Below are 23,851 nucleotides of genomic sequence, written 5' to 3' on the forward strand. Positions count from 1 at the left end.
TCCTCGGGCAATGAACGATCGGCGGAGCCTGTGTGAAGTCCACGGTCACCAAGTCCATCGTCATCACGGGCGTTTCGACCGGCATCGGCCATGGCACGGCGGTCGAACTGTGCCGACGGGGGTTCAGGGTTTTCGGGAGCGTCCGTACCGATGAGCAGGCAGCGAGGCTCCAGCGCGAACTCGGCACCGCCTTCACACCGCTCCTGTTTGATGTCACCGATGCCGACGCCATCGGCAGGGCCGTCGCGACGGTGAGGGGGGAGGTCGGCGACGGCGGGCTGTTCGGCCTGGTCAACAACGCCGGCATTGCGAATCCCGGCCCCCTGACCTCGGTGTCGCCCGACGTCCTGCGCCGGCATTTCGAGGTGAATGTGGTGAGCGTCCTGCACATGGTGCAGGCCTTCCTGCCGCTCCTGCGCGGCACGAAGGAGGGCCGGCCCGGCCGCATCGTCAACATCAGCTCGGTGAGCGGGCGGATCGCCTATCCCTTCATGGGACCGTACGCCGCCTCGAAGCATGCCCTGGAGGCGCTCTCCGATTCGCTGCGGCGCGAATTGATGATCTACGGTGTAGACGTGATTGTGATCCAGCCTGGCTCTGTCGACACGCCGATCTGGGACAAGGCCGCGCATCTCAACACTACCTTCGACGGCACGGACTATCATCCGGTCCTGAAGCACATGAACCTCTCCGACGCGCGGCACACCGCGCTCCCGGTATCGGCCGTCACCCGCCGGATCGTCGATGCCCTGGTCGTCAAGCGGCCGAAAGCACGTTACGTCGTCCCCGATCAACGCGTGCGATACTGGCTGCTGCCTCGCTGGCTACCCGATCGCTGGCTCGACCGGGCGATCGACCGGCTGCTCAATTTCCAGAAGATCCGGGATGACATCAATCGATCCTGAGGCAAGGTTGGCCCTCATCACCGGTGCCGCCAGCGGTATCGGCGCCGCCTTCGCGGCGGGTCTGGCGGCAAAGAACTACGGGCTGTGGCTGGTCGACAAACAGCACGACGCCCTGATCGCGATGGCCCAGGACATCGCTGCGCGCCACGGCGTGCCTGTGACGCCGATTGTGGCCGACCTGCAAAGCGTCGCCGATCAGGACAGGGTGATCGACTTCATTTCAGACGCGCCTGCCCTGGATCTGCTCGTCAACAATGCGGGCTTCGGTGCGCCGCAGCTATTCCATACCAACCGGCCGGAAAGCCATTTCGCCATGCTGCAGGTCCATGTCGTGGCCCCGGTCCGCTTCAGCCGGGCGGCGCTGCCGGCGATGATTGCGCGCAGGAAAGGGGCGATCATCAACGTCTGTTCGATGGCTCAGTACATTCGGACCCCGGGCAACACGATGTACGGCGCAACCAAGCTCTTCCTCGACGACTTTTCCCAGAGGCTGAACCTCGAAGTGGGCGCGCATGGCATCGAGATCCAGTCGCTGATTCCGGGGTACACAATCAGCAACTTCGGTGACACGGAAGAATACGAGCATTCACGGCGCGCGGCGATTCCGGCGTTTCTCTGGTCAAGCGCGGAATCGGTGGTGGAGACGTCGCTGCACCAACTCGGCTCGGGCAGGCTGAAATGCGTGCCGGGCACCTTCAACCGCGTTCTGGAGTTCTGCCTGAAGCATGGCCTTTTCTCGCTACCGCTGATCCAGCGCTGGGTCGCCTAGATCGTTTCTGGCGGAGATTGACTCGAGCCGAGCGTTCCAACACCGACCTCACCATGAGGAACGAGCTTCGACGCCCTCGGATGAGTCGGTGTATCCGCCGCTGCTGCGCCGGCTACTCCAGCCGATCCGGCAGATACCGACTTGCAAGGGTGAGGTGGGGCGATGTGAGATGGAAGGAGTCTCGGCGCACCATCCTCACGCCGGTGCTCCGCTCTACGGCTTTCGTGCCAGCACGAAGCAGGAGAGGCCGGCCAGGCGGTTGACTGGGAAGAGCGGGAGTTCGGCGGCGCAAAGGGCTGTGAGGATGCCGTTCGCGACGGCGCCCTGCTTCTTCAGGCTGCTGCGTGGTTCCGTGGTGTTGCGGTCGGCCAGACGTACGGCGGCAGCCAGCGGGAAGACGAAGCCGAAATAGTAGCTGCCGCGGACGATCTCGAGCCCGGCGTCGCTCATCGCGGCCTCGATCTCGGGCAGGCGGTAGCGGCGCTTGTGTTCGAGGAAGACGTCGTGGCCGCTCCACAGGAAGGCGAAGGCCGGAACGGTCACGAGGAAATGCGCGCCGGCGGGCACCTTTTCGACATAGTGGCGCAGCAGCCAGCGATCGTCGTCGACATGCTCCAGCACGTCCATCATCAGCACGAGGTCGCAATCGGTCGGGCCGGTGTCGCGACGATAGCGGACGGGTTTGCCGGCGACGCTGTCGTCGCGATCGGCGGGATAGCCGATGTCGACGCAGAGCGCGCTTTCGGCCGGCGTTTCCGACAGCAGATGGCGCGAGAAGAAGCCCGAGCCCGCGCCGACGTCGAGCAGGCGCTTCGGCGCGAGACGCCCCACCGCCCGACGGAGCGCGGCGGCCTTGGAGCGGTAGTACCAGTGGCGGCCGATACCGGCGCCGAGAATGTCTTCTTCCTTGAGGTCCATCGAGGTCAGGTCGCCGGCGGCCGGGGCGGGACATCCTCGTAAACGCCTTCGACGACGTAGATCGGCCGGCCCTTCACCTCGATGAACAGGCGCCCGAGATACTCGCCGATGATGCCAAGCGACAGGAGCTGGATGGCGCCCATCAGCAGGACGGCGATCAGCAGCGAGGCGTAGCCGGGCGTGTCGATGCCGAAGATCAGCACGCGCGTGACGATGAACAGCGCATAGAGCATCGCCACGGCGGCGATGACGACGCCGACGTAGAACCAGGCGCGCAGCGGCGCGGTCGAGAAGCTCACCACGCCGTCGATGGCGAAGTTCCAGAGCCGCCACAGGTTGAACTTGGTCGTGCCGGCGGCGCGCTCGGGCCGCTCGTAGGGCACACCCACCGAGTTGAAGCCGACCCAGGCGAACAGGCCCTTCATGAAGCGGTTGCGTTCCGGCAGTTGCCGCAGCACCTCGACGGCGCGCCGGTCGACAAGCCGGAAGTCGCCGACGTTGGGCGGGATACGCACCGGCGACATGGAATTGAACACCCGGTAGAACCAGCCGGCCGAGACGCGCTTGGCCCGCGTGTCGGCATGGCGCGCCGCGCGGATGCCGTAGACGATGTCGTAGCCCTCGCGCCAGCGTGCGATGAAGGCGGCGATCAGTTCGGGCGGATCCTGCAGGTCGATGTCCATCGGGACCAGGACGTCGCCGCGCGCATGGTCGATGCCGGCGGTGAGCGCGGCTTCCTTTCCGAAGTTGCGCGACAGGTTGACGATGCGCACGCGGCGGTCGGCGCGGCTGCGCTCGAACAGGCGGGCAAAGGTGTCGTCGCGCGAGCCGTCGTTCACGAACACGATCTCGAAGCGGACGCCGTCGCGTTCCAGCATCGGCGTCACGGTGTCGAGGAAGAGGTCGATCGTCTCCTCCTCGTTGAACACGGGCACGACCAGCGACAACAGCGGATCGGCCGGCCGGCGCGCGCGCTGTACGGCGAGCTGGTGCTCCAGCGCCACGTCCCGGCTGGTTGGACTCTCGCTGGTGAAGGGAAGGCTCTGTTCGGGCACGACGACCGTCCGCGAAAGACTCAGCTGACCGCTTCTACGGTGCCGTTCAGGTCCATGATGCCGAGTTCGACGATCAGCTGCGGCTGCCGCTTCAGCGCCTGTTCGCGGAAGGCGCGCAGGCCCTGGCCGAGCATCTCCGTCTCGAAGGCCCTGTCGGTCTTGATGCGGTCGCCGTAGGCCAGCGCCGCCGCGCCGCAATCGCGATGGGCCATGCCGATCAGGCGCTTCACGCTGTGCAGCTGGACCGAGATGTCGAGGTTGGCTTCCCAGGCGGCGCGCCATTCCTGGAAGATCGGCGCCACCGCCGCGATCGGGCCGCCGGCGATGTTGAACTGGCTGTACTTGTTCTGCCAGCCGCGCGAGGACATGTACTTCCAGACTTCCGTCGTGAAACGCGGATCGATGCACTTCATCAGCATCGCCTCGTAGCCCTCGTCGAGGGCCAGTGCCGGACCTGTCGCCGAAACGGTGGCGGCGATTGCCGCCGCACCGAGGCCGAGACCCAGCAGGTTGCGACGAGAGAGGGCGGCGAGGCAGCCGCAGCCGGCCTGGTGGAGATGTCTCATCGGAACGTCGCCTTGCCCTGTTGTGCGAGACCGCCGTCGGGACCGGCGATCCAGGTGGTGACCGAGCCGTCCGGTTCCCGGCGGCCGTGAACGCCGAGCGTCGCGCCGCCGAACACCGGCGACAGGGCGCGGAACTCGAAATTCCGCACCACCTTATCCGGGTTGGAGCGCCGCGCCAGTTCGATCTGCAGCATGCCCATCAGCGGCCCGTGCACGATCAGGCCGGGATAGCCCTCGACGCCCGTCACATAGGGCTGGTCGTAATGGATGCGATGGCCGTTGAAGGTGAGGGCTGAGAAGCGGAACAGCAGCACCGGATCGGCCAGGACGTGGCGCGTCCAGGTCGCGTCGGTGGGCGCAGGCTTCGGCGGCTTCGGCGCCTCGCCGGGTTTGGCCGCCTCGCGATAGACGATGTCGTGCTGCTCGACGAAGGAGACGCCCCGCGGCCCCGAGACCGTGTGCTGCACCGTGACGAACACCATCGAGCCGGTGGACCCGGTCTTTGGTTCGACGGACTTGATCTCGGAGAGGCGCTCGATGGTCTCGCCGACGCGGATCGGCTCGCCGTCGAAAGTGAAGCGGGAGCCGGCCCACATGCGGCGCGGCAGCGGGACCGGCGGCAGGAAGTCGCCGCGCTCGGCATGGCCGTCGGATCCGATCTTGGACTGCGGCGCGATCTCCAGGAAATAGAGCCAGTGCCAAAGGGGCGGCAGGGGATCGCCGTTCTTCGGATCGGCGTCCTTCTCGTCGAAGGTCGCGGTGAGGGCGCGGACCGGGAAGGGGGCGGCGAGATCCTCCACGGTCTGCGTCCGGCCGATCCAATTCTTGAGATTCTCCAGTGACATGACGGACTTTCCTCCCTGCGGGGCGGGACATTGCCACTGCGAGGGCAGGGTGGAAAGACGCCGTCCCGGTCGCTATATACCGCCCGCAAGAAACAGCCCAACCGGAGCGGCCGATGACCACGTTCGATGATCGCGAGAAGGCCTTCGAGGCGAAGTACGAGCACGATGAGGAGCTGAAGTTCAAGGTCAACGCCCGCCGCAACAAGCTTCTGGGCCTGTGGGCCGCCAACCTGCTGGGCAAGACCGGCGCCGACGCGGAGGCCTATGCCAAGGAAGTCGTGATGGCCGATTTCGAGAAGCCCGGCGATTCCGACGTCATGCACAAGCTGATCAGCGATCTGGCGGCCGGCGGCAAGCCCACCGAGGAGCACACGATCCGCAAGCAGTCGGAGCGCCTCGCCGACGAGGCCAAGAAGCAGATCATGACGGAAGTCCGCTGATCGGACGTCCCGCCCGTCCAGGCGGCGAGCGGCGTCAGGCCTGCTTGCCCATTCCGTCGTCGCGCCATTCGCGGCGCATGCGCTCGATTTCGGTTTCGTTCGGCCGATAGGCCGGCGATTCCGGATCGAAGGTGGTCCAGCCCTTGTCGCGCCACGACCGGGCGCGTTCGGCCGGATCGATCGGACGGTGAACCGACATCAGTCCCTCGATCCGGGCGACCTCCGTGTCGGGCACGCGTGCGGTGACCAGGGTGGCGCCGCGCCGCACCGCCTCCGCCTGCACGGCCGCGACCTCCTTTTCGACGCCCGATCCGATCAGCGCGCCCACCAGGCCACCGGCCGCGACCCCCGCGGCCGCTCCCACCGCGGTCGCGGCGAGCCAGCCGGCGGCGACCACGGGGCCCAGCCCCGGGATCGCCAGGAGGCCGATGCCTGCGAGGAGACCGGCCCCGCCGCCGACCACGCCGCCGAGACCGGCGCCTGCCGCCGTGTCGGAGACGGCGTCCCCCTCGGCATAAGCCGGTTCCACGTGCCTGTTGGCGATGATGCTGACGTCGGAGGAGGGGATGCCGGCCTTTTCGATGGCCGCCACTGCAGCGCGGGCCTGGGCGTAGCTATCGTAGGCATCGCTGACCGTCTTCATTGCAGGCTCCCGTCGGTTGAAGCCCTACAACAAGTGCGCCGACGCAAGGTTGCCGTTCGGGCCGCGGCTGCTCGTGTGCAATCGGCAGACCTGGATATGCGGAGATGGTCGTCCGGCAGCCGCTGCCCTGCCCTAGCATGGCGGCGTGAACAGATGCCTGCTCCTGGCCCTTGCGCTGTGCGGGGCGTCCGGAGCCCATGCGGCCGACCCGCTCGACGCCGATCAGTTTCGCGCCGCCTACTGCGTCGGGGCCGCACAGGTGCGCGTGCTGACCTATGAGCAGATGGCCGCGGTCGCCTGCGGCGCGGACCTGGGCCAATGCACGGACGTCCGCCGGCTCGCCGCGGCGGTATTGCCGCGCCTGCGACGCGAACTCGAGGCCGCCAATGCCGCGCTGGCCACCTACCACCTTCTCGATGACGGCGAGCGTCCGGAGGCCCATCGACCGGGCGTATGGCAGCAGGGGGGCGAGGCGATGGCGACGGGCGAGCGGGACGCCCTTCGATGCCTCAACCTGCGGGTCCCCGGCTTTCCGGAGGTCGCGGGCGACATCGAACGTCACTGCCGGCGGGTCGCGGCCTGTTCCACTGCACCGACGTCGTGAACGCAGGCACATGCTGCCGCGCGAAAATCCCGCGCGGACGGAACCTTTTACCCCATTGTTCGGTTGATGACGCAGTGACTCCGAGGATGCCATAGAACCATGGTCGTCAAGCTTGCCGCCTGGCTGATCGCCGCGGCCGTCGCGTGCCCCGCCGCCGCCCGCGATTTCACGTCCTCCGACATCTATCCCGCCGACTATCCGACCGTGCGCGCGGTGGGTCACATGGCCGACGTGATGCGCGAACGCAGCGGCGGACGCCTGACACTTTCGAAGCTCGGCGCCGGCGACCAGGAGACCGAGAGCTACACGCTTGGCGAACTGCGCAACGGCACGCTCGACATGGCGCGTGTGAGCCTTGCCACCCTCAACAGCACGGTGCCGGCCACCACCGTCCTGACCTTGCCTTACCTCTTCCGATCGACGGCGCATGAACGCCGTGTACTGGACGGGCCGATCGGCCTGGAGATCCTCGCCGCCCTTGAGCGCGTGGGCGTCGTCGGACTGGTCTTCTACGATGGCGGACCCCGATCGACCTACGGCGCGAGGCCGGTCCGCTCGCCCACGGACCTGCGCGGGGTGAAGTACAGGGTCCAGCAATCCTCGAACTGGGCGCCGATGGTGCGGGCAATGGGCGCGCAGCCCGTCGTCCTGCCGCTGGCGCGCGTGGCGCCGTCGATGCGCGCGGGCATCGTGGACGTGGCCGAGGGCAACTGGTCTTCCTTCGTCGCTCTGGAGCACCATCGCGCGGCGAGGTTCTTCAGCCAGACGGAGCATGCCCGGTCCCCCGGGGTGGTGCTGTTCTCCCGCCGCATCTGGGACACCCTGTCGGACGAGGAGAGGGCGATCATCCGGTCTGCCGCTCGCGAGTCTGTCGCCTACTATCGCCGCCTGTGGGACGAGAACGAGGCTGCGGCACGCCGCACGGCGGAGGCGGCGGGTGTGCAGGTGGTGGACGACGTCGATGTCGCGGCGTTCGCGAGAGCGCTCGTCCCGCTCCACGCGACGGTGATTTCCGATCCGCGTCTCAAGGCGATGATCGAACGCATCCAGGCCGATCCCGGCCCCTGACGAAGGGCCCCCGGGAGGGATCGCCCCCTGTCCATCCGCCCGTCCCCTGCCTAGGATCAGGCTGGGGAGAAGGTTGGATGAAGATCGTCCGTTGGATGCCAGGCCTCGCGGCCGTCCGTGACTATCGTGCGTCCTTCCTGCCACGCGACCTGGCGGCGGGTGTGACCCTGGGCGCAGTCATGGTGCCGGTGGGGCTCGCCTATGGCGAACTGGCCGGCCTTCCGCTGGCGGGTCTCTATGGCAGCATGCTGCCCCTGCTGGCCTACGCCCTGTTCGGCAGTTCACGCCATCTCGTCGTGGGACCCGACACCGCCATGGCGGCCATCGTCGCGGTCGCGGTGGCGCCGCTCGCCATTGGGGATCCGACGCGACTGGCCTTCCTCGCGGCCGGCCTCGGCGTCATGGTCGGGGCGATCTGCCTGCTGGCAGGGCTGTTCCGTCTGGGCTTCGTCGCGAATTTTCTGTCCAAGCCGGTGATCACCGGATTCCTGCATGGCCTCGCGCTGGTGATCCTGGGCGCGCAGCTTCCGAAAGTCCTTGGCCTTCGCGTGGACGGCGCCATGACGCTCGACCAGTTCGCCGCGACGATCCGGCAGCTCGGGGAGACAAACCTCGCGAGCCTTGCGATCGGCGCCTCCTGCCTTGCCGTGATCCTGCTCTGCCGCCGCTTTGCGCCGCGCGTGCCCGGTGCGGTGCTGGCGTTGGCGGGATCGATGCTGGCGGTTGTCCTGCTGGGACTGGACCGGCAGGGCGTGACGCTGGTCGGCCGCATCCCGACCGGTCTTCCCGATCTCTCGCTCCCGTTGCTGTCGCTGGCCGATTTCGACGTCTTGCTGCCGGTGGCCCTGGTTGCCGCGCTCCTGTCCTTTTCCGACACGATGATCACCGCGCGCGCCTTCGGCACCCGCCACGGTACGCGCGTCGACGCCGACCAGGAACTGCTGGGGCTCGGCGCGGCCAACCTGGTCTCGGGTCTCAGCCAGGGACTACCGATCAGCGCCAGCGACACCCGCACCGCCGTTGCCGAGGCGGCGGGCAGCCGCACGCAGCTCACCATGGTGATCGCCGCCGCTATCGTTGCCGGTGTCACGCTCTGGCTGGCCGATCTTCTCTATCACCTGCCGACGGCGGCGCTGGGCGGCATCCTGATTGCCTCGGCCTGGGGGCTCTGCGACGTCGACGAATTCCGCCGTCTCTGGCGGTTCCGCCGCAGCGACTTTGCGGCCGCCCTGCTCACCATGGCGGGCGTCGCGGCGCTGGGTGTCATGGAAGGCATCCTCGTGGGCGTGGTCTTCTCGCTGGTGCTGCTGTTGCGCGCCCTGGCCTTTCCGTCCGATGCGGTGCTGGGGCGGACGCCCGACGGCGGCTGGCATGACGTCGCGCATCGCCCGGATGCCACACCGGTGCCGGGATTGCTGGTCTACCGCTTCTCCGCGCCGCTCTTCTTCGCCAACTGCGAGTTGTTCCGCGACCGCATCGAGGCCCGCATTGCGGCGGCGGCGCATCCGGTGCGGCGCGTCGTGGTCGATGGCGGGGCAATTCACGACATCGATCTGATGGCATGCGAACTGCTCGTCGAACTCGAACGCGAACTGCGGGCCAAAGGCATCTCCGTCGCCTTCGGCAATCTGCGCGACCGCGTCCGGCGTGACATCGAACGCGGTCTCCATCTGACCGCGGGAGACGGCGAGGGCGATCTGGTCTTTCCGTCGGTCGCCGCCGCCGCCGCAGCGCTGGACGATCCCGGACCCTGACAACCTTTGGAGGAAAGGCTCCGCTCCGGGGACGGCCGCGATGGTAGAACGACCGCACCGGACTCAACATTCGAGTGTGCGGTAAACTACGCCGGTGTCGAATTCTGTAGTTTTTTCAAAGTATTGCTATTTACACAGCGAGGGCAATTCTTTACTCCCAATATTCTGCGTTCGCAGTGAAAACACAACTGGGGGGAGAGAAATGTCTGCTGGAAAGACGGCGATGGCCGTTGTTCTTCTGTTTGGACTTGCCGGCTGCGCCGGCCGCGCACCGGCGCCGGTGGCGGTGGTGCAGGCGCAGGATCGCTTTATGGACTGCGCCGCCATCAGCGCGGAGGTCCAGGCGAACAACAAGCGAATCTCGGAGTTGGGCGCGGAGGAGGGCGGCAAGGTCGCGCAGAACGTCATTGCCGGCGCAGCGGGCCTCATCATTCCGATCCTGTGGTTCGGCATGGATTTCCAGAACGCCGCCGGCAAGGAAGTCGCGGCGCTCCAGTCGCGCCAGCAGTACTTGGCGTCCCTCGCGGAGCAGCGTTGCGGGGCGGTCGTGCCCGTGCCGATCCAGACCATCCCGGTAGCCCCCTCCGCACCGGCTCAGTCCGCGCCGGTGGCGGCTCCGGTTCCTGCCGCGCCCGCGCCTGCCGTGGTGCCTGTGTCGGCACCCGCACCGGTCGCCCGGGAAATGGACTGCCTCGAGCCCGACGGCTCGACGTCGCGAATCGTGGCGACGGACTGTCCGCCCCCGTCCAAGCCGGCGCCGTAGGCTGCGTGTCGCGGGGGACTGCCAAGGGCGGTCCCTCGTCGGCTGCGCAGCTACTTCAGGGCGTTTCTCAGCGGCTCGTTCGATAGCTGCATCAGGCCGCCGAACGGCAGGCCGAGTTCAAGAATCAGGTAGAAGGCCGCAGACGCGGAGAGGATGCACATCGCGATCACGATGAACAGGGTCGGGTTGGGGGGCGCCGTCATGCTGAAGATGCCGAAGATGAACATCAGCCAGACGATCAGCACGACCAGGAAGGTGTTGGAGATCGAATCGGTCGGCTGGGCGAATAGCGCGAGTTGGGTCTGCTGCAGGTCGGTGCTGATCTGTATGGCGCGCGTCTGCAAGGCGCGCTGCTTGGTATTCGTCGGCTGAAGGTCCTGCAGCATGAACAGCACCTCCTCCTCGGGCGCCTTCGATTCGTCGAGCTTGGCGCCACGGGCGATCGCTTCGTCACGCCAGATCGAATCGATCATCGGCTGGATCTCAGCGCGCAGTGCCGCCCGGATCGGATCCGCTTCCGGCCCGTAGTGCTTCAGGACGCGGTCAAGTTCGGCGATGTCGGCCGTCAGGCGGCTGACGAGCCCGCTGGTCCGCTCGAACGACGTGCGTGTCGAGGCGAACAGCAGCGCGAGGACCAGCGCTGACATCGTGGCGACCAGCGCGATCGAGAGCTTGATCACGTCCTTCGAATCGCCGCTCACATGCGCCTCGGGCAGGCGGGTTCGGAGCAGGGCTCCGCCGATGGCACTGGCGATGATGCAGACGAAGGCAATCGCGGCAAACTGGATGGGGCTCAAGGGGCGGTCCTCGTGGGCATCTGGTGGTTGACGCACCAACCTGCCCGACCGGAAGGCGCATTAGCAATGTGAACAGTTTGCGGTTCAGTTCCCGTGAAACTGATCTGCGCGTGAGCCCCTTCGCCACAGGCTGATCACAACCGCGGTGCTGCCTGCTGGGGCAAGTTTATCCCGCCGCCGCCCAAGGCGGCCACCCGGCCTCCATGACACAGGAGGCTCCCCGACCCGCCTGCGACCCCAAGCGCAGGCGGGTCTTTTGTTTCGGGGCAGCGTCAGTTGAACCGGACGTACTCGAAATCGACCGGCTGGTTGTTGATGCCGCGGGCCGGCGGGGCGATCCAGTGGGCGTACTTGCCGGGCTGGGTGACGGCGGCGCCCATCAGCGAGGTGACGTAGGCGCGGTCCTCGTCGGTCGGCAGCCAATGGTCCTTGTGCGCGTTCCATTCGGCCTCGGAGAGGACCTTGCCGGTCGGCGACACGCGCATGCCGGCGAAGGCGCCGATCTGGCGGTCGAAGGCGCGGTGCGGCAGCGACAGCTCGAAGTCGATGCCGGCCCGCTCGATCGTCTTGTTCCAGCGCAGCACGCCCTTGGCGCAGTCGTCGATATAGTCCTGGCGCAGCCGTTCGTTCAGCGCCTGCAGGGCGGGCACCGCCTTCCTGACGATGCGGCCGTCCTCGACCGTATCGATCTCGTAGTTCGCGTTGACGAGAAGATGGTCGTCGTCGATCCGCGTCTCGAGGAAGCGGCCCTTCACGCCCTGGGTGTAGTAGTTGGCGGCGTTGGTCGAGGCTTCCTGGCCGAACAGGTCGAGCGACACCGAGAAATGGAAGTTGAGATACTTCTGGATGGTCGGCAGGTCGATGCCGCCCAGGCTGCGCACGTCGTCCGTGCGGTGCTCCTTCATCAGCTCGCAGGTGCGCTGGAGGATGCGGCCGACGCCGGTTTCGCCCACGAACATGTGGTGCGCTTCCTCGGTCAGCATGAAGCGGCAGGAACGGGCCAGCGGATCGAAGCCGGATTCGGCCAGCGAGGCGAGCTGGTACTTGCCGTCGCGGTCGGTGAAATAGGTGAACATGAAGAAGGAGAGCCAATCCGGCGTCGCCTCGTTGAAGGCCCCCAGGATGCGCGGCTTGTCGGGATCGCCCGAATGCCGCTCCAGCATCGCCTCGGCCTCCTCGCGGCCGTCACGGCCGAAATAGGCGTGCAGCAGATAGACCATCGCCCACAGGTGACGGCCTTCCTCGACGTTGATCTGGAAGAGGTTGCGCAGGTCGTAGAGCGACGGGGCGGTCTTGCCCAGCAGCCGCTGCTGCTCGACCGACGCGGGCTCGGTGTCGCCTTGCGTGACGATCAGGCGACGCAGGGTCGAGCGTAGTTCGCCGGGCACGTCCTGCCAGGCGGGTTTGCCCTTGTTGTCGCCGAAGGCGATCTCGCGATTGGGATCGCGGTCGGCCAGGAAGATACCCCAGCGATACTCGGGCATCTTCACGTAGCCGAAGTTGGCCCAGCCGTTGGAGTCGGTCGAGATGGCGGTGCGCAGGTAGACGTCGAAGGCCGAGGTCCCGTCGGGCCCCATGTCCTTCCACCAGTCGAGGAAGCGCGGCTGCCAGTTCTCCAGCGCGCGCTGGAGGCGACGGTCCGAGGAGAGGTCGACGTTGTTGGGAATGAGCTGGCTGTAGTCGATGGCCATTGTTGCCTCCTTCTAATCCTGCTTGCAGGAGATCACCTCACCCGGAGGAGGCGCGTAGCGCCGTCTCGAAGGGTGGGAACGAGCACCTTGTCTGTTGCCCATCCTTCGAGACGCGCTCCGGCGGAGCGCATCTCAGGATGAGGTCGTGGTTTACCGTTCACGCCCGCTTGCGGTCGTACTTGCTCTGCTTGCCCGTGCCGTAAAGCTTCAGCGCGCCCTCCGGGCCGGTCGCGTTGGGGCGCTGGAAGATCCAGTTCTGCCACGCCGAGAGGCGCGCGAAGATCTTGGTCTCCATCGTCTCCGGGCCGGGGAAGCGCAGATTCGCCTCCATGCCGATCAGCCCGTCGGGCGAGAAGCCGGCGCGTTCCTCGACGGCGAGGCGTACCTCGTCTTCCCAGTCGATGTCGTCTGGAGTGAAGGTGACGAGGCCGGCTTCGTCGGCGGCCGCGGCGTCCAGCGCTTCGCCGATCTCGCCCTTGAGGTCGTCGACCAGCGACGGGTCATGCAGGAAGCGCGTTTGCAGGCGCGTCAGCCCGTTGCCCATCGGATAGGCGCCAAAGTTCATACTGGTCAGCCGGATCGTCGCCGCCGGCAGGTTCGAGCCTTCGAACACGCCGTCCAGCATGTAGGATCGGTCGGCGGCCAGCGCGACCTCGAGCAGCGTACCGGCGAAGCAGGAGCCGGGCTCGATCAGCGCGATCAGGCTGCGCGAGCTCACATCGAGCCGCTTCAGCGTGCGCTTCCAGTAGAGCACGATCTCGCGCACCAGCCAGTCGCCGGCATTCTTCGCCAGCAGCGCGTCATAGGCCTCGACCAGCGCGGCATCGCCCTGGGTGGTCAGCACCCAGGTGCCGATCTCGGTCTCGTTGAGGCGCAGATGCATCATCGCATCGTCGAACTCGCGGGCCAGTGCCAACGGCCAGAAGGCGGCGCCCGCGGCATGCACGTCCGACGGCGGCGCGGCGGCGGGACCATTGAGTCGGAACTTCGCCGAGCGTCCCTCGCGATCGATCTCGACGGTGAGGTGGCTGTAGCGCAACGTATCGCCGTCGATCTGGCGTTCGACGGTCGGCAGCGCGATGCCCTTGGCGTCTTTCGGTCGCGACGACTTCGCGGCGACGTCCTCGGCGATCTTCTGAGTCTGCTCGACGAGCTTCGACGGCGGGATCAGCTGGTCGACCAGGCGCCAGTCGCGGGCGCGCTTGCCGCGCATGCCCTCGGCAGTGGTGCAGAAGAAGTCGGCATGGTCGCGGCGCACCATGCGCTTGTCGACCAGGCGTGTGAGGCCGCCGGTGCCCGGCAGCACCGCCAGCAGCGGCAGTTCGGGCAGCGACACCGCGCTCGATCCGTCGTCGGCCAGCAGGATCTGCTCGCAGGCCAGCGCCAGCTCGTAGCCGCCGCCGGCGGCGATGCCGTTGATCGAGCAGATATAGGTCTGGCCGGAATGCTCGCTCGCATCCTCGATCGAGAGGCGTGTCTCGTTGGTGAACTTGCAGAAGTTCACCTTGTGATCGTGGGTAGACAGGCCAAGCATGTTGATGTTGGCGCCGGAGCAGAAGATGCGGTCGCGCTGGGAGCGGATGACGACGGCGCCGACTTCGGGATGCTCGAAGCGCAGCCGCTGCACCGCGTCCGCGAGCTCGATGTCGACGCCGAGATCGTAGGAGTTGAGCTTCAGCTTGTAGCCGGGCTTCAGGCCGCCATCCTCGTTCACGTCCATCGTGAGATAGGCGACGCCGTTCTCGATCGTGAGCTTCCAGTGCTTGTAGCGGCTGGGATCAGTGCGGAAGTCGATGGGCGCGGCGGCGGTGTCCATTGGCATTCCCCAATTCTGTAATTCAGTACGGAATTACCTATTTACTTTTCCCGAAGCAAGCGCATTCTGTCCCGAATGATCGCGATCCGCCCTGCCGAGCCGGCCGACCTGTCGGCAATCTCCGCCCTCGATGCCCGCCTGACCGGGCAGGCGAAGGCGATTTACTGGCAGGAGACGCTCGCCCGCTATGCCGGCGGCCCGCCGGAGCGGCACTTCCTGGTGGCGGAAACACCCAAGGGGGGGCTGGTTGGCTTCATCGCCGGCGAGGTGCGCGCCTGGGAATTCGGACAACCGCCGGCCGGCTGGGTCTTCGCCATCCAGGTCGACCCAAGGCTGCGGCTGAAAGGGGCAGGCAGTGCGTTGTTCGAGGCCCTCGCGGCACGCTTCAAGGCCCAAGGCGTCACCCATGTGCGCACGCTGGTGGATCGTAAGGACCATTTGATCCTGTCCTTCTTCCGCGCCCAGGGCATGGTGGCCGGCCCGTCGCTGCAGCTCGACAAGGCGTTGTCGTGAGGAGCGGGGCGTGAAGCTGCAGACGGCCACCCGGCTCGGCCTCTACGCGACCCTGGAACTGGCGCGCGATCCCACGCAGACGCTGTCGTCGGCCGACCTCGCCGAACGCTTTGGCGTCTCGACCCACTCGCTCGCCAAGGTTCTGGGCACGCTCTCCGCCGCCGGCCTCGTGCAGGGCGGCCGTGGTGCGTCGGGCGGCTACCGGTTCACCGGCAACCGCCGCCGCACAACCTTGATGGACGTCGTCGCCCTGTTCGAACCCGCGCCGGGCAACCGCGCCAAGGAGCCGGGCGAGGACACGGAAATCGGCGCCGCTCTCCAGCGTGTCCTGACCGAGATCGACGAAATCGCCGAGGCGACGTTGCGCTCGGTGAGCCTTGAGACGCTACTCGGTTCGTCGTGTGCTGGCTGATTTTCGGCGGCGGATGTAAAAATGCAACCATCAGTATATTGATACCTTCAGTTACAACTATAAAGTCCAAACCCATGAAGTTCGAAGACGCCGTTCAGATTGCCCAAGGCCGGCCCAGGCCCGATGGTCGCTTCATCGAAGCGTGCACGGCCGTGGTGACCGCCGTGGAAGCAAAGGCGGACCAGAAGGTCGAAGCGCTTGTCAGTCGTGCCATTGGGTATGCAATGGGCAAACAGTACGAAAAGGCACTGAGCGATCTGGACGAGGCCGTTCGTCTGCATCCGACTTTCGATCGAGCGTACGTCAATCGTGCCAATGTGTATTCGATCCTCCGCAAGGATCAGATGGCCTTGTCCGATTATGGTCGGTCGATTGATCTCAATCCCACGAACCCCATCGCCTACATCGGCCGAGGCCAACTGCACAGGCGTCTGGGAATGATCGGTGAGGCCGTTGCCGATGTCGCAATGGCGTGCGCTCTTGATGAAGAGAATCCCCATTACGTGCGCCTCTGGGAAGAACTGCTTGACGAATCCCAGGCAGCAGCCGCCAAGCCGAACTGACCGGCTGGCATTGCGGAACCGAGGTGGAGCAAGGGAGCGAAGCGACTACCTTCGGCCAGTCCGGAGACTTTCAGGAAGGGTGATGCGATGGCTTCGAAACTCGGGACGATCCTGCTGATTGCGCTTTCCGGGTTTTTCGCGGCGCCTGTATTTGCCCAAGCCTCCGGGAGCATAGAAATCTTCGACATCATGGCGCCCGGCGAGCGGGCGACGGTCACGCCGGGCTGGGAATCCATCAACGCGCATCCGTTGGGGACGCGCGAGAATCCAGTGCGGGTGTTCCAGCCCGAAGGGCAGCGGATGTATCTGCGTCGGCTGATCTGTCCGGACGGGGCGATGCCGGCGTTTCGCCGTATCTCGAGCCTCGGAGTGGGGCCCTACACGTCAATTCTCGACAGCTACGAAGTGAAGTGCGGAGACGTCGTGCATGTCGTCGTGATGGATATGTACCATCCGCAACATTTCGAATGCCGCTCGGTTCCGGGGTTCTCGATCCGCAACGGCTGTACCGGTTCGTCCTAGGCCGCCGGCATGATCGCCCGCCTGACCTGTCTCGCCATCCTGTTGCTTTCGAGCATGGCTCTTGCGCAGGCCACGGGCGAGGCGCCGAAGGTTTGTACTGGTGTTGGCCTCTCCGGCTTCGACTACAAAGAGTATCAGGCCACGGAATGGCCGGAGGAAGCCCGCCGCATCGAGGCAGACGTTCCAAGCGTGGCGCGCCGGGGCGACCGTCTTCGCCTGGCGATCGACGGTGGCAAGAGTATCGAACTACAGGATTGTCTCAACGGCGACGGCAGCTACGGCTATCTCTACGAGAGATTCGACGATCCCGGCCGCTTCTATGTTGTCCGTACTCCAGCGTACGAGGACTTCTACTACACGCTGGTGATGAGACGCACCGGCCGGCTGTTCACCGTCCATGGCGCGCCGGTCTGGGCTTCCGACAAGACGCGGTTCCTGACGGTGGCCTGTTCGCTTCAGCCGCCGCGCGGCACGCTGTCGATCTTTACGCCATCCGGCGATGGGCTGGCGACCGAGGCTGAAGTCGAGCTGCCCTGCGCGACCGAGAGCTGTTCGGCACGATGGGATTTCGAATCCTGGATCTCGGTCGCCTGTACGCCGCGCGACGACACTGCAAAGAAGGGCAGGGAGTTCGTCCTGATGCGCGGCAGGGACGGAAAGTGGAACCGGTTCGGGCGTTAGGGCCTAGGATCCTTCAATGTTTCTGCGGGTGTTTCCGGGGGCTGCGTACAGTCTGATGGGCGCATCGAAGCCCTTGAGGGCATAGTCTCGCCCGGCGTCTTTCCAGGGGAGTGCGGGCGTACGGTCATGCACCTGTTGCGTCACGAGGATCTCGCCTGGGACTGCGGCGGACTGCGCACGTGCGGCGACATTCACCACCGTGCCGATCGCGGTCAGATCACGATGGGAGTGACCGAACTCGCCAAACTTCATGACTCCCGAAGCGATCCCTATGCCGATGCCAAGCGACTGCTCATCGATGCCATGCTTACGTGCAAAGTCTGCGAACCTGGCGCGACAATCCTCCTGCAGAAGATGTGCCGCTGCGACGGCGCGGGCGGCGTGGTCGGAATGCTTCACCGGGAAGTTGAATACCGCCATCACGGCGTCGCCGATCGTCTTGTTGAGCAATCCGTCCTGGGCCCAGATGGCGTTGCCGCAAGCGTCGTAGAAAGTATCGAGCAGTTCGGACATCGTCTCCGGCTGCAGGGTCTCCGTGAGGCCCGTATATCCCCGCAGGTCGGCGAACATCACCGACGCATCGATGTCGACGTTGCGGGCCCGCATGATCGTGGTGAAGGCCAGTTCGCAGAACGTACATGTATTGGGGTTCATCCGGCTGGGCTTGAGGCCGAAAGCCCGGAATGGCAGCGAGGTGATGCCGCGCAGAGGCACCGGCAGACGCAAATTCTGCCAGCATCCCTTGCAGATCAGCGATGGAGACTGCGCCATGAAGACCTCGCGGCCTGGACGTTGTTACGCCTAGTCGATCAACGCCTGATAAAACGGATCTTGGGTACGCGGAGCTGCACATTCCATAGATGATCGTCCAGCCTAGGCTTTGTCCCACCCGTCGCGCGTCTGCGGCAGCTTCTTCTTCAGCAGCGCGCCGGCCACGACGTTGCGCAGGACCTCGGCCGTGCCGCCGCCGATGGTGAACATGCGGACGTCGCGGGCCATGCGTTCGAGCGGCAGTTCGCGGCTATAACCGCGGGCGCCGAAGAACTGCAGGGCGTCGTTGACGACCTGGATGGCGCTTTCCGACGTGAAGACCTTGGCCTGGGCGGCCATCAGCATGTCGGGGAAGCCGCCTTCGCCCGAGCGCGCGGCGTTGTGGACCAGCGCGCGCGACGCCGCGAGCTTGATCGACATGTCCGCGAGCTTCCATTGCAGGCCCTGGAACTCGTTGATCGGCCGGCCGAACTGATGCCGCTTCTCGGACCAGTCGAGCGCCAGCCGGTAGGCGCCCTCGGCGATGCCGAGCGCCACGGTGGCGGCGCCGACGCGCTGGCTGTTGTAGGCGGTCATCAGGTCGGCGAAGCCCTTCTTCAGGCCGCGCGGCGGGATCACCAGCGCCGAGGGCGGGACGTCCATGTCCTCGAGGTCGATCACCGCCTCGGGGATGCCGCGCAGGCCCATGGTCGGCTCGCGCTTGGTGATCTTGAGGCCCTTGGTCTCGTCGCGGATGGCGAGGAAGCCGCCGATACCCTCGAAGGTGCCCTTCTCGTCGTAGACCTTGGCGAAGATCAGGTGCAGGCGCGAGACGCCGCCGCCGGTGATCCAGTGCTTGCGGCCGTTCAGGACGTAGCGGTTGCCCTTCTTGTCGGCGCGCGTGGTCATGCCGTTGGCGTCCGAGCCGGCGTCGGGCTCGGTGATGCAGATGGCGGGCTTGTCGCCGGCCAGCACCATGTCGGCCGCCATCTTCTTCTGCTCTTCCGAGCCGTAGGCCATGACCGCGCTGATCGCGCCCATGTTGGTTTCGACGGCGATGCGGCCGGTGACGGCGCAGGCCGAGGAGAGCGCCTCGATGGCCAGCACCGCGTCGAGCCAGTTCTTGCCCTGGCCGCCATACTGGGTGGGGATCGTCATGCCGACCAGCTTCGCGTCCTTCAGCAGCTCGACATTGTCCCAGGGATACTGCTCGGTGCGGTCGACCTCGGCGGCGCGGGCGGCGACGGGGCCGGCGGCGAGTTCACGGGCGCGCGCCTGAAGGGCGAGCTGATCCGGGGACAGGGCGGACGGGTTCATGGACGGCGGACCTCAGACGGTATCGACAGTGAAGATGGCGAGCGACGCGCTGCGGCCGCGGACGGCGGTGCTGCCCAGCGGCTTGAACACGAACTCGGTGCCGCAGCCGGCGCGCGTCGTCTCCGACAGCAGAATGCTCGTGCCATGATCCTTGTTCAACTTCTCGAGGCGCGCGGCGAGGTTCACCGTGTCGCCTAGCAATGTGAAGCTGAGGCGCTGTCCCGCGCCGACCGATCCGCCGATGACCGAACCGGTGCTGATCCCGATGCGGGTGGCGAACGGCACTTTCGCCTCACCGAAACGGCGGCCCGCGACGGCGCGCTGGATGTCGATGGCGGCGCGGATGGCCGCGGCCGCATGGCCGGGACAGGCGAGCGGCATGTTGAAGGAGGCAAAGATACCGTCGCCGATGAAGGTGTTGACCACGCCGCCGTGCGCTCGAATCGGGGCGAGGACGGTTTCCAGGTAATCGTTCAGCGCACCGATCAGGTGCTCCGGCGGCAGGGTCTCGGCGATCGTCGTGAAGCCGGAGACGTCGGTGAACAGGATCGTCGCCTCGCGCGTTTCGCCGGCGAGCACCCCGTCGCCGCCCCGCTGCAGGATGGTCGAGGCGACGCTTTCGTCGACATAGCGGCCGAAAGTCTCGCGGATCCGCTCGCGCTCGCGCAGGCCCTCGACCATGGTGTTGAATTGGCCCGTCAGTTCCCCGACCTCGTCGTTCGAGGTGACCGGAATCCGAACCGTCATGTCGCCCTGTGCGACCGTCGACATCGCGCGCGACAGGATCCGGATGGGCCGCAGCAGCGAACGGCCGATGAAATAGACCGACACGACCACGCCCATCATCGCGATGGCGACATCGGTCGCGATCTCGAAGTGCAGCTTCTCGCCTTCGTAGGAAACGAGGTCGATGACGACGGCGGCCATGGGCACGAGCGATATGACCAGCAGGGCGAAGCCGAGCTTCAGGCGATATCGCCCGAAGAAGAGCGACAGGTTGCGGCCGCTGCGCTCGAAGATGAAGGCGCAGAGACCGCCGAGATAGTCGCTTATGACGAAGTAGATGTAGGTGAAGTAGAAGAGCGGCAACAGCACGCAGAGGGCGATGGCGTCGGCGACCGTCTGTCTGGGAAGGGCCTGAAGGGTAGGATCCGGCGAGACGAACGGCGCCGCGCTTCGGAAGCCCACCATGATCAGAGCCAGGAAGGCGACGCGCGCGGCGGTCAGAAGCGGAAGCTGGGTGAGCCGGCGCTGCACCTCATCGAACGAGCGCCGTCCTGCGAGAAACTCCTCGATCGGGAGGAACAGGGGCCGGCAGAGGAGATAGTTCATGCCGAGGAGCAGCAGGAGCCCGACGGCCATCGAACGCGGCGCGTAGGCCCAGGCATCGGCGAAAGCCACGAAGACCGTGGTGAAGACGATGTCCACGCCCGCAGCGGAGACGGCACGCAGCAGAAAGCGCTGTCGCAGCCGCCGGATCTCGGCACCGGACGCGATGGGGGACGCTTCGCCGGCCGTCACCGGGCCGCTCCCACCCGATACACCACCACGCCATGATGCCCGCGAACGTCGGTCGTTCCGAGGCGCTCGCAGGTTTCCTGAGCACCGGCCGCCAGAATCGTGCTCTCGGCGGCCAGGATGCGGGTGCCGAACTTCTTGTTGAGTTGCTCGATCCGCGACGCCACGTTCACCGCATCGCCGAGCAGCGTGTAGCTGAGGCGGTTCTCGGTGCCGATCGTGACGCCGATCACCGGGCCGGTATTGATGCCGATGCGGGTGTGCAGAGCATGGCTGTGCGCGAATTGCGCACGGGCAAGCGCCTGCTGAATCTCCGTCGCCGCGGCGAGAGCGGCCGCGGCATGATCGGGGAGGGCACGGGGCAGACCGAAGCTTGCGAACAGGCCGTCGCCGATGAAGCTGTTGACGATACCGCCATGGCGCTGGATCACCGGCACGACTGTGCCGAGATAGGCGTTCAGCAGGGCGGCCACTTCGGCGGGAGCGAGGCTCTCCGACAGGCCGGTGAAGCCCTCGATGTCGGTGAACATCAGCGTCGCCTCGGCCGTCGTATCGATGCTGCGGCCGGTGTTGCTGCGGTTCGACAGGATCGAGGTGGCCACGGCCTCGCTGACATACTTGCCGAACGTGTCGCGGAGATAGGCCTTCTCGGCGAGGCCTTCCACCATCTGGTTGAAGCGGCTGGCGGCGTGGCCCAGCTCGTCGTTGGAGGTCACGGGCAGGCGCACCGTGTAGTCGTTGTCGGCGACTCGGCGAAGGCCGCCGTCCAGCCGCGTGATCGGTCGCGTCAGCGCCTCGGAGATCCAGTAGTACATGAAGATCGCGCCCACCGCCGACGTGGCGACGTCGGACGAGACCTCGCGCACGAGCCGGTCGCCGGAATAGCTCAGCACGTCGGCGACCATCAGGACCATGGTGGCGAACGTGATGAACAGCAGCGCCATCGCGACCTTGCGGCTGAAGCGGCCGTTGAACTGCGAGATGTTCACGCCTCGCGCCCGGAACAGATACTGGCAAAGATGGTCGAGATAGGCGGCGACCACGAAGAAGGTGAGGACGACGTCGAAGCCCGTGCCGACCGTGAGGTTGGCGATGACGTCGGGCCACTCGACCTGTTGCAGGGTGGCCCCGAAGGTGATGCCGAGCCGGTGGGACAGGAGACGCAGGGCCATCATGGGCGCGAACATCACGCCGACCACCAGGGCCGAATGCCGGGGCAACCGCGACAGCCGGGACTCGATGTCGGCGAAGGGGACGCGACCCTCGATGAAGAGCCGGATCGGCCGGATCAGGACCCACGCGCCGAATCCCACGCCGACCACGAGGAACAGGGTCGAAACGGCCAGCGACGGCAGGAACACCTCCGGCGCCTCGTTCTGCACGCAATAGACGACCAGCGTGAACAGGTCGATCAGGAACGGCACCGACATCGCGAAGTAGTAGCGATGCACGAGGCTGGCGGGCACCTTCAGCGGTGCCGCGTCGGTCGATGCGGTCATGCGCCCGTATAATGCGGATCGGGGCGGAGCGGAATGCCCCGCCCGCCGCAACGGGAGGCTCAGGCCGTCAGTTCACGCGCGGTGATGCGATACTTGAACTTGTCTGGATCGAGCGAATCGAGGAAGCCCGAGCGGTTCTCGGCCTGCGGGTACATCAGGAAGGCGATGGGGCCTTCCTTCGATCCCGGCAGCTTCACGTCGTGCGCGACGTTGTAGGCCAGCCAGTTGCCTTCCCACGAGCCGAACAGCGCCCGCCGCGCGGCGACGACCTTCGGGTCGGTCATCGCGAGGTTGGTCGGCGGCTCCTCCAGCACGACCTTGCGCACGTCGGCCGGGTCGACCGGCGTCCAGCCCGAGCCCGAGAGCCAGACCTCGGCGCGGCAGTGCTGGGCCTTGGACACGACCTCCGATCCCGCGCCCAGCGCCTTGAAGCCGAACTCCGACGGCATGACGCGGATGCCGTAGACGTCGCGCGCCGGCAGGCCGACCGAGCGGGCGAGACCGACGAACAGGGCGTTCAGGTCGGCACACTTGCCGTTCAGGTTGCCGGTGCGGATCATCGTGGTGATGTCACCGACGCCGCAGCCCAGCGTCTTGGGATTGCGGAAGGTGTTCTCGACCACCCAGTCGTAGATCGCACGGGCCCGGGCGACGTCGCCCTGCTTGCCGCGCACGATTTCCTCGGCCGTTTCCTTCACCAGGCCATCGGTCGGCAGGAAGGTGGTCGGCATCAGGTTCAGCGCGCGCTCGGCATCGCCGAGCGGCGCGGCGTTGCCCTTGCCGGGCACGACCGAGCGGTTCTGCGCCTGGACCTGCGCCACGATCTCGATCGCGGGCGACTGCTGGTCGGCGGCCCATTCGACCCTGAGCATCTCGGCGCCATACTTGGGATCGCGCACCCGCTCGGCGACGCGGGCATTGCCGGTCCAGGTCACGTTGCCGGGGCGTTGCCAGTCCGGCGCCTCGAAGGTCGGCAGCGGGATCCACGCCCGGGTGGCGCCGGCTGTCGGCTCGACCCGGGTGGTCAGCACGTAGCTGCGCCAGCCCTTCGGCACCGGCGCATAGGTGACGGCCTGGGCCGACGCGAGGCGCGGCGCGAGACCGAGGGCGCCGGCGGCGAGGCCGGCCTTGAGCATGTCACGACGATTCATGGTGTTTCCTCCCAATGGCAAAAACTGCCGGGGAGGGCGGTCGTCCCGTCGTCGGGAGGAACCAGATCCATCCCGGACCAATCCGCGTCGCACGCGACAGCGGTGAGTACCGGAAGGCACAGGATTGCAACGACCTGCGGCGCTCGTCAACGCCAACTCGATTCATCCACCTCATCCTGAGCGACCGTCGTGAGGGTCAAGCGTTTGCCCATGGCTTTTTGTCCCTGAGGATTGCGTTGAGGATGGTCACGAGCTTGCGCATGCAGGCGACGATGGCGACCTTTGCGGGCT

25 protein-coding genes are annotated in these 23,851 nt (G+C 66.4%); 12 read left to right on the forward strand and 13 right to left on the reverse strand.

Annotated elements, in window-relative coordinates:
* Nucleotides 1-32 precede the first annotated feature (32 nt).
* Complete coding sequence (locus LJ725_RS26995) at nt 33-905, forward strand: SDR family oxidoreductase (protein WP_230554061.1); 873 nt, start codon at nt 33-35, stop codon at nt 903-905.
* Complete coding sequence (locus LJ725_RS27000; protein WP_230554062.1) at nt 886-1,674, forward strand: SDR family NAD(P)-dependent oxidoreductase; 789 nt, start codon at nt 886-888, stop codon at nt 1,672-1,674. Before LJ725_RS26995 ends, LJ725_RS27000 begins: the two co-directional genes overlap by 20 nt.
* Nucleotides 1,675-1,887: 213 nt before the next feature.
* On the opposite strand, the gene LJ725_RS27005 is transcribed toward LJ725_RS27000, so the two are convergent.
* The 4 genes from LJ725_RS27005 to LJ725_RS27020 are packed head-to-tail and all read right to left on the reverse strand — an operon-like array spanning nt 1,888 to nt 5,058.
* Nucleotides 1,888-2,592 carry a class I SAM-dependent methyltransferase gene (locus tag LJ725_RS27005; RefSeq protein ID WP_230554063.1) on the reverse strand — a complete coding sequence of 235 codons (705 nt, stop codon included), beginning with the start codon at nt 2,590-2,592 and terminating at the stop codon, nt 1,888-1,890.
* A 5-nt stretch (nt 2,593-2,597) separates the two neighbouring features.
* Nucleotides 2,598-3,647, reverse strand: coding sequence for a glycosyltransferase family 2 protein (locus tag LJ725_RS27010; RefSeq protein WP_230554064.1), 1,050 nt, complete (start codon nt 3,645-3,647; stop codon nt 2,598-2,600).
* 20 nt (nt 3,648-3,667) lie between these two features.
* Nucleotides 3,668-4,213: a hypothetical protein gene (locus LJ725_RS27015; RefSeq protein ID WP_230554065.1), complete on the reverse strand. Its 546-nt coding sequence runs from the start codon at nt 4,211-4,213 to the stop codon at nt 3,668-3,670.
* A complete protein-coding gene (locus LJ725_RS27020) occupies nt 4,210-5,058 on the reverse strand; it encodes an FAS1-like dehydratase domain-containing protein (RefSeq protein WP_230554066.1) in 849 nt (282 codons plus the stop codon). Before LJ725_RS27020 ends, LJ725_RS27015 begins: the two co-directional genes overlap by 4 nt.
* A 113-nt stretch (nt 5,059-5,171) precedes the next feature.
* Between LJ725_RS27020 and LJ725_RS27025 the strand changes: the two genes are divergently transcribed.
* Nucleotides 5,172-5,498, forward strand: coding sequence for a DUF1476 domain-containing protein (locus LJ725_RS27025; protein WP_230554067.1), 327 nt, complete (start codon nt 5,172-5,174; stop codon nt 5,496-5,498).
* A gap of 34 nt (nt 5,499-5,532) precedes the next feature.
* Here LJ725_RS27025 and LJ725_RS27030 read toward each other — a convergent pair whose 3' ends face one another.
* Nucleotides 5,533-6,141: a hypothetical protein gene (locus LJ725_RS27030; RefSeq protein ID WP_230554068.1), complete on the reverse strand. Its 609-nt coding sequence runs from the start codon at nt 6,139-6,141 to the stop codon at nt 5,533-5,535.
* Nucleotides 6,142-6,286: 145 nt separating this feature from the next.
* On the opposite strand from LJ725_RS27030, the gene LJ725_RS27035 reads away from it, so the two are divergent.
* The 4 genes from LJ725_RS27035 (at nt 6,287) to LJ725_RS27050 (ending at nt 10,330) form a co-directional block, all read left to right on the forward strand.
* The gene (locus LJ725_RS27035) at nt 6,287-6,745 is read left to right on the forward strand and encodes a hypothetical protein (protein ID WP_230554069.1); all 459 of its coding nucleotides are present in this window, start codon (nt 6,287-6,289) and stop codon (nt 6,743-6,745) included.
* 99 nt (nt 6,746-6,844) lie between these two features.
* On the forward strand, nt 6,845-7,813 hold the full coding sequence (gene dctP, locus LJ725_RS27040; RefSeq protein ID WP_230554070.1) for a TRAP transporter substrate-binding protein DctP: 969 nt from the start codon (nt 6,845-6,847) through the stop codon (nt 7,811-7,813).
* A 77-nt stretch (nt 7,814-7,890) separates the two neighbouring features.
* On the forward strand, nt 7,891-9,567 hold the full coding sequence (locus tag LJ725_RS27045) for a SulP family inorganic anion transporter (RefSeq protein WP_230554071.1): 1,677 nt from the start codon (nt 7,891-7,893) through the stop codon (nt 9,565-9,567).
* A gap of 223 nt (nt 9,568-9,790) precedes the next feature.
* On the forward strand, nt 9,791-10,330 hold the full coding sequence (locus tag LJ725_RS27050; protein WP_230554072.1) for a hypothetical protein: 540 nt from the start codon (nt 9,791-9,793) through the stop codon (nt 10,328-10,330).
* Nucleotides 10,331-10,380: 50 nt separating this feature from the next.
* Here LJ725_RS27050 and LJ725_RS27055 read toward each other — a convergent pair whose 3' ends face one another.
* The 3 genes from LJ725_RS27055 to boxC form a co-directional block, all read right to left on the reverse strand.
* Entirely contained in the window at nt 10,381-11,127 is a 747-nt protein-coding gene (locus tag LJ725_RS27055; RefSeq protein ID WP_230554073.1) for a bestrophin-like domain, read from the reverse strand.
* A 272-nt stretch (nt 11,128-11,399) separates the two neighbouring features.
* Nucleotides 11,400-12,818, reverse strand: coding sequence for a benzoyl-CoA 2,3-epoxidase subunit BoxB (gene boxB, locus LJ725_RS27060; protein WP_230554074.1), 1,419 nt, complete (start codon nt 12,816-12,818; stop codon nt 11,400-11,402).
* Between the two features lie 157 nt (nt 12,819-12,975).
* Nucleotides 12,976-14,634: a 2,3-epoxybenzoyl-CoA dihydrolase gene (boxC, locus tag LJ725_RS27065; protein ID WP_230554075.1), complete on the reverse strand. Its 1,659-nt coding sequence runs from the start codon at nt 14,632-14,634 to the stop codon at nt 12,976-12,978.
* A gap of 75 nt (nt 14,635-14,709) precedes the next feature.
* Between boxC and LJ725_RS27070 the strand changes: the two genes are divergently transcribed.
* The 5 genes from LJ725_RS27070 to LJ725_RS27090 all read left to right on the forward strand — a co-directional run bounded on the left by LJ725_RS27070 (nt 14,710) and on the right by LJ725_RS27090 (nt 17,325).
* A complete protein-coding gene (locus LJ725_RS27070; RefSeq protein WP_230554076.1) occupies nt 14,710-15,147 on the forward strand; it encodes a GNAT family N-acetyltransferase in 438 nt (145 codons plus the stop codon).
* Nucleotides 15,148-15,157: 10 nt separating this feature from the next.
* Nucleotides 15,158-15,559, forward strand: a complete 402-nt coding sequence (locus LJ725_RS27075; protein WP_230554077.1) for an Rrf2 family transcriptional regulator — start codon at nt 15,158-15,160, stop codon at nt 15,557-15,559.
* 74 nt (nt 15,560-15,633) lie between these two features.
* Nucleotides 15,634-16,122, forward strand: coding sequence for a tetratricopeptide repeat protein (locus tag LJ725_RS27080; protein WP_230554078.1), 489 nt, complete (start codon nt 15,634-15,636; stop codon nt 16,120-16,122).
* A gap of 87 nt (nt 16,123-16,209) precedes the next feature.
* Nucleotides 16,210-16,644, forward strand: coding sequence for a hypothetical protein (locus tag LJ725_RS27085; protein WP_230554079.1), 435 nt, complete (start codon nt 16,210-16,212; stop codon nt 16,642-16,644).
* 9 nt (nt 16,645-16,653) lie between these two features.
* Nucleotides 16,654-17,325, forward strand: coding sequence for a hypothetical protein (locus tag LJ725_RS27090; RefSeq protein WP_230554080.1), 672 nt, complete (start codon nt 16,654-16,656; stop codon nt 17,323-17,325).
* Between the two features lie 3 nt (nt 17,326-17,328).
* Here the strand turns inward: LJ725_RS27090 and LJ725_RS27095 are convergent, their stop codons facing one another.
* The 5 genes from LJ725_RS27095 to LJ725_RS27115 all read right to left on the reverse strand — a co-directional run bounded on the left by LJ725_RS27095 (nt 17,329) and on the right by LJ725_RS27115 (nt 23,560).
* Nucleotides 17,329-18,096 (reverse strand): adenylate/guanylate cyclase domain-containing protein, encoded by a 768-nt coding sequence (locus tag LJ725_RS27095; RefSeq protein ID WP_230554081.1) that lies wholly within the window; start codon nt 18,094-18,096, stop codon nt 17,329-17,331.
* 102 nt (nt 18,097-18,198) lie between these two features.
* Nucleotides 18,199-19,392 (reverse strand): 3-sulfinopropanoyl-CoA desulfinase, encoded by a 1,194-nt coding sequence (acdA, locus tag LJ725_RS27100; protein WP_230554082.1) that lies wholly within the window; start codon nt 19,390-19,392, stop codon nt 18,199-18,201.
* 12 nt (nt 19,393-19,404) lie between these two features.
* Nucleotides 19,405-20,913 (reverse strand): adenylate/guanylate cyclase domain-containing protein, encoded by a 1,509-nt coding sequence (locus tag LJ725_RS29285; protein ID WP_230554083.1) that lies wholly within the window; start codon nt 20,911-20,913, stop codon nt 19,405-19,407.
* Nucleotides 20,910-22,409, reverse strand: coding sequence for an adenylate/guanylate cyclase domain-containing protein (locus tag LJ725_RS27110; protein ID WP_230554084.1), 1,500 nt, complete (start codon nt 22,407-22,409; stop codon nt 20,910-20,912). Before LJ725_RS27110 ends, LJ725_RS29285 begins: the two co-directional genes overlap by 4 nt.
* A 59-nt stretch (nt 22,410-22,468) precedes the next feature.
* Nucleotides 22,469-23,560, reverse strand: coding sequence for a transglutaminase-like domain-containing protein (locus tag LJ725_RS27115; RefSeq protein WP_230554085.1), 1,092 nt, complete (start codon nt 23,558-23,560; stop codon nt 22,469-22,471).
* Nucleotides 23,561-23,851: the final 291 nt, after the last annotated feature.

Source organism: Reyranella aquatilis, from assembly GCF_020880995.1.
In the GTDB taxonomy this organism is placed as follows: domain Bacteria; phylum Pseudomonadota; class Alphaproteobacteria; order Reyranellales; family Reyranellaceae; genus Reyranella; species Reyranella aquatilis.

Bases quoted from the DNA above. Each gene is read 5' to 3' on its own strand.
- LJ725_RS27090 (WP_230554080.1), top strand. From the start codon at position 16,654: ATGATCGCCCGCCTGACCTGTCTCGCCATCCTGTTGCTTTCGAGCATG.
- LJ725_RS27050 (WP_230554072.1), top strand. From the start codon at position 9,791: ATGGCCGTTGTTCTTCTGTTTGGACTTGCCGGCTGCGCCGGCCGCGCA.
- LJ725_RS27110 (WP_230554084.1), bottom strand. From the start codon at position 22,409: ATGACCGCATCGACCGACGCGGCACCGCTGAAGGTGCCCGCCAGCCTC.
- boxC (WP_230554075.1), bottom strand. From the start codon at position 14,634: ATGGACACCGCCGCCGCGCCCATCGACTTCCGCACTGATCCCAGCCGC.
- LJ725_RS27025 (WP_230554067.1), top strand. From the start codon at position 5,172: ATGACCACGTTCGATGATCGCGAGAAGGCCTTCGAGGCGAAGTACGAG.
- LJ725_RS27015 (WP_230554065.1), bottom strand. From the start codon at position 4,213: ATGAGACATCTCCACCAGGCCGGCTGCGGCTGCCTCGCCGCCCTCTCT.
- LJ725_RS27045 (WP_230554071.1), top strand. From the start codon at position 7,891: ATGAAGATCGTCCGTTGGATGCCAGGCCTCGCGGCCGTCCGTGACTAT.
- LJ725_RS27095 (WP_230554081.1), bottom strand. From the start codon at position 18,096: ATGGCGCAGTCTCCATCGCTGATCTGCAAGGGATGCTGGCAGAATTTG.
- boxB (WP_230554074.1), bottom strand. From the start codon at position 12,818: ATGGCCATCGACTACAGCCAGCTCATTCCCAACAACGTCGACCTCTCC.
- LJ725_RS27085 (WP_230554079.1), top strand. From the start codon at position 16,210: ATGGCTTCGAAACTCGGGACGATCCTGCTGATTGCGCTTTCCGGGTTT.
- LJ725_RS27070 (WP_230554076.1), top strand. From the start codon at position 14,710: ATGATCGCGATCCGCCCTGCCGAGCCGGCCGACCTGTCGGCAATCTCC.
- dctP (WP_230554070.1), top strand. From the start codon at position 6,845: ATGGTCGTCAAGCTTGCCGCCTGGCTGATCGCCGCGGCCGTCGCGTGC.
- LJ725_RS27005 (WP_230554063.1), bottom strand. From the start codon at position 2,592: ATGGACCTCAAGGAAGAAGACATTCTCGGCGCCGGTATCGGCCGCCAC.
- LJ725_RS27030 (WP_230554068.1), bottom strand. From the start codon at position 6,141: ATGAAGACGGTCAGCGATGCCTACGATAGCTACGCCCAGGCCCGCGCT.
- acdA (WP_230554082.1), bottom strand. From the start codon at position 19,392: ATGAACCCGTCCGCCCTGTCCCCGGATCAGCTCGCCCTTCAGGCGCGC.
- LJ725_RS27020 (WP_230554066.1), bottom strand. From the start codon at position 5,058: ATGTCACTGGAGAATCTCAAGAATTGGATCGGCCGGACGCAGACCGTG.
- LJ725_RS27000 (WP_230554062.1), top strand. From the start codon at position 886: ATGACATCAATCGATCCTGAGGCAAGGTTGGCCCTCATCACCGGTGCC.
- LJ725_RS27115 (WP_230554085.1), bottom strand. From the start codon at position 23,560: ATGAATCGTCGTGACATGCTCAAGGCCGGCCTCGCCGCCGGCGCCCTC.
- LJ725_RS27080 (WP_230554078.1), top strand. From the start codon at position 15,634: ATGAAGTTCGAAGACGCCGTTCAGATTGCCCAAGGCCGGCCCAGGCCC.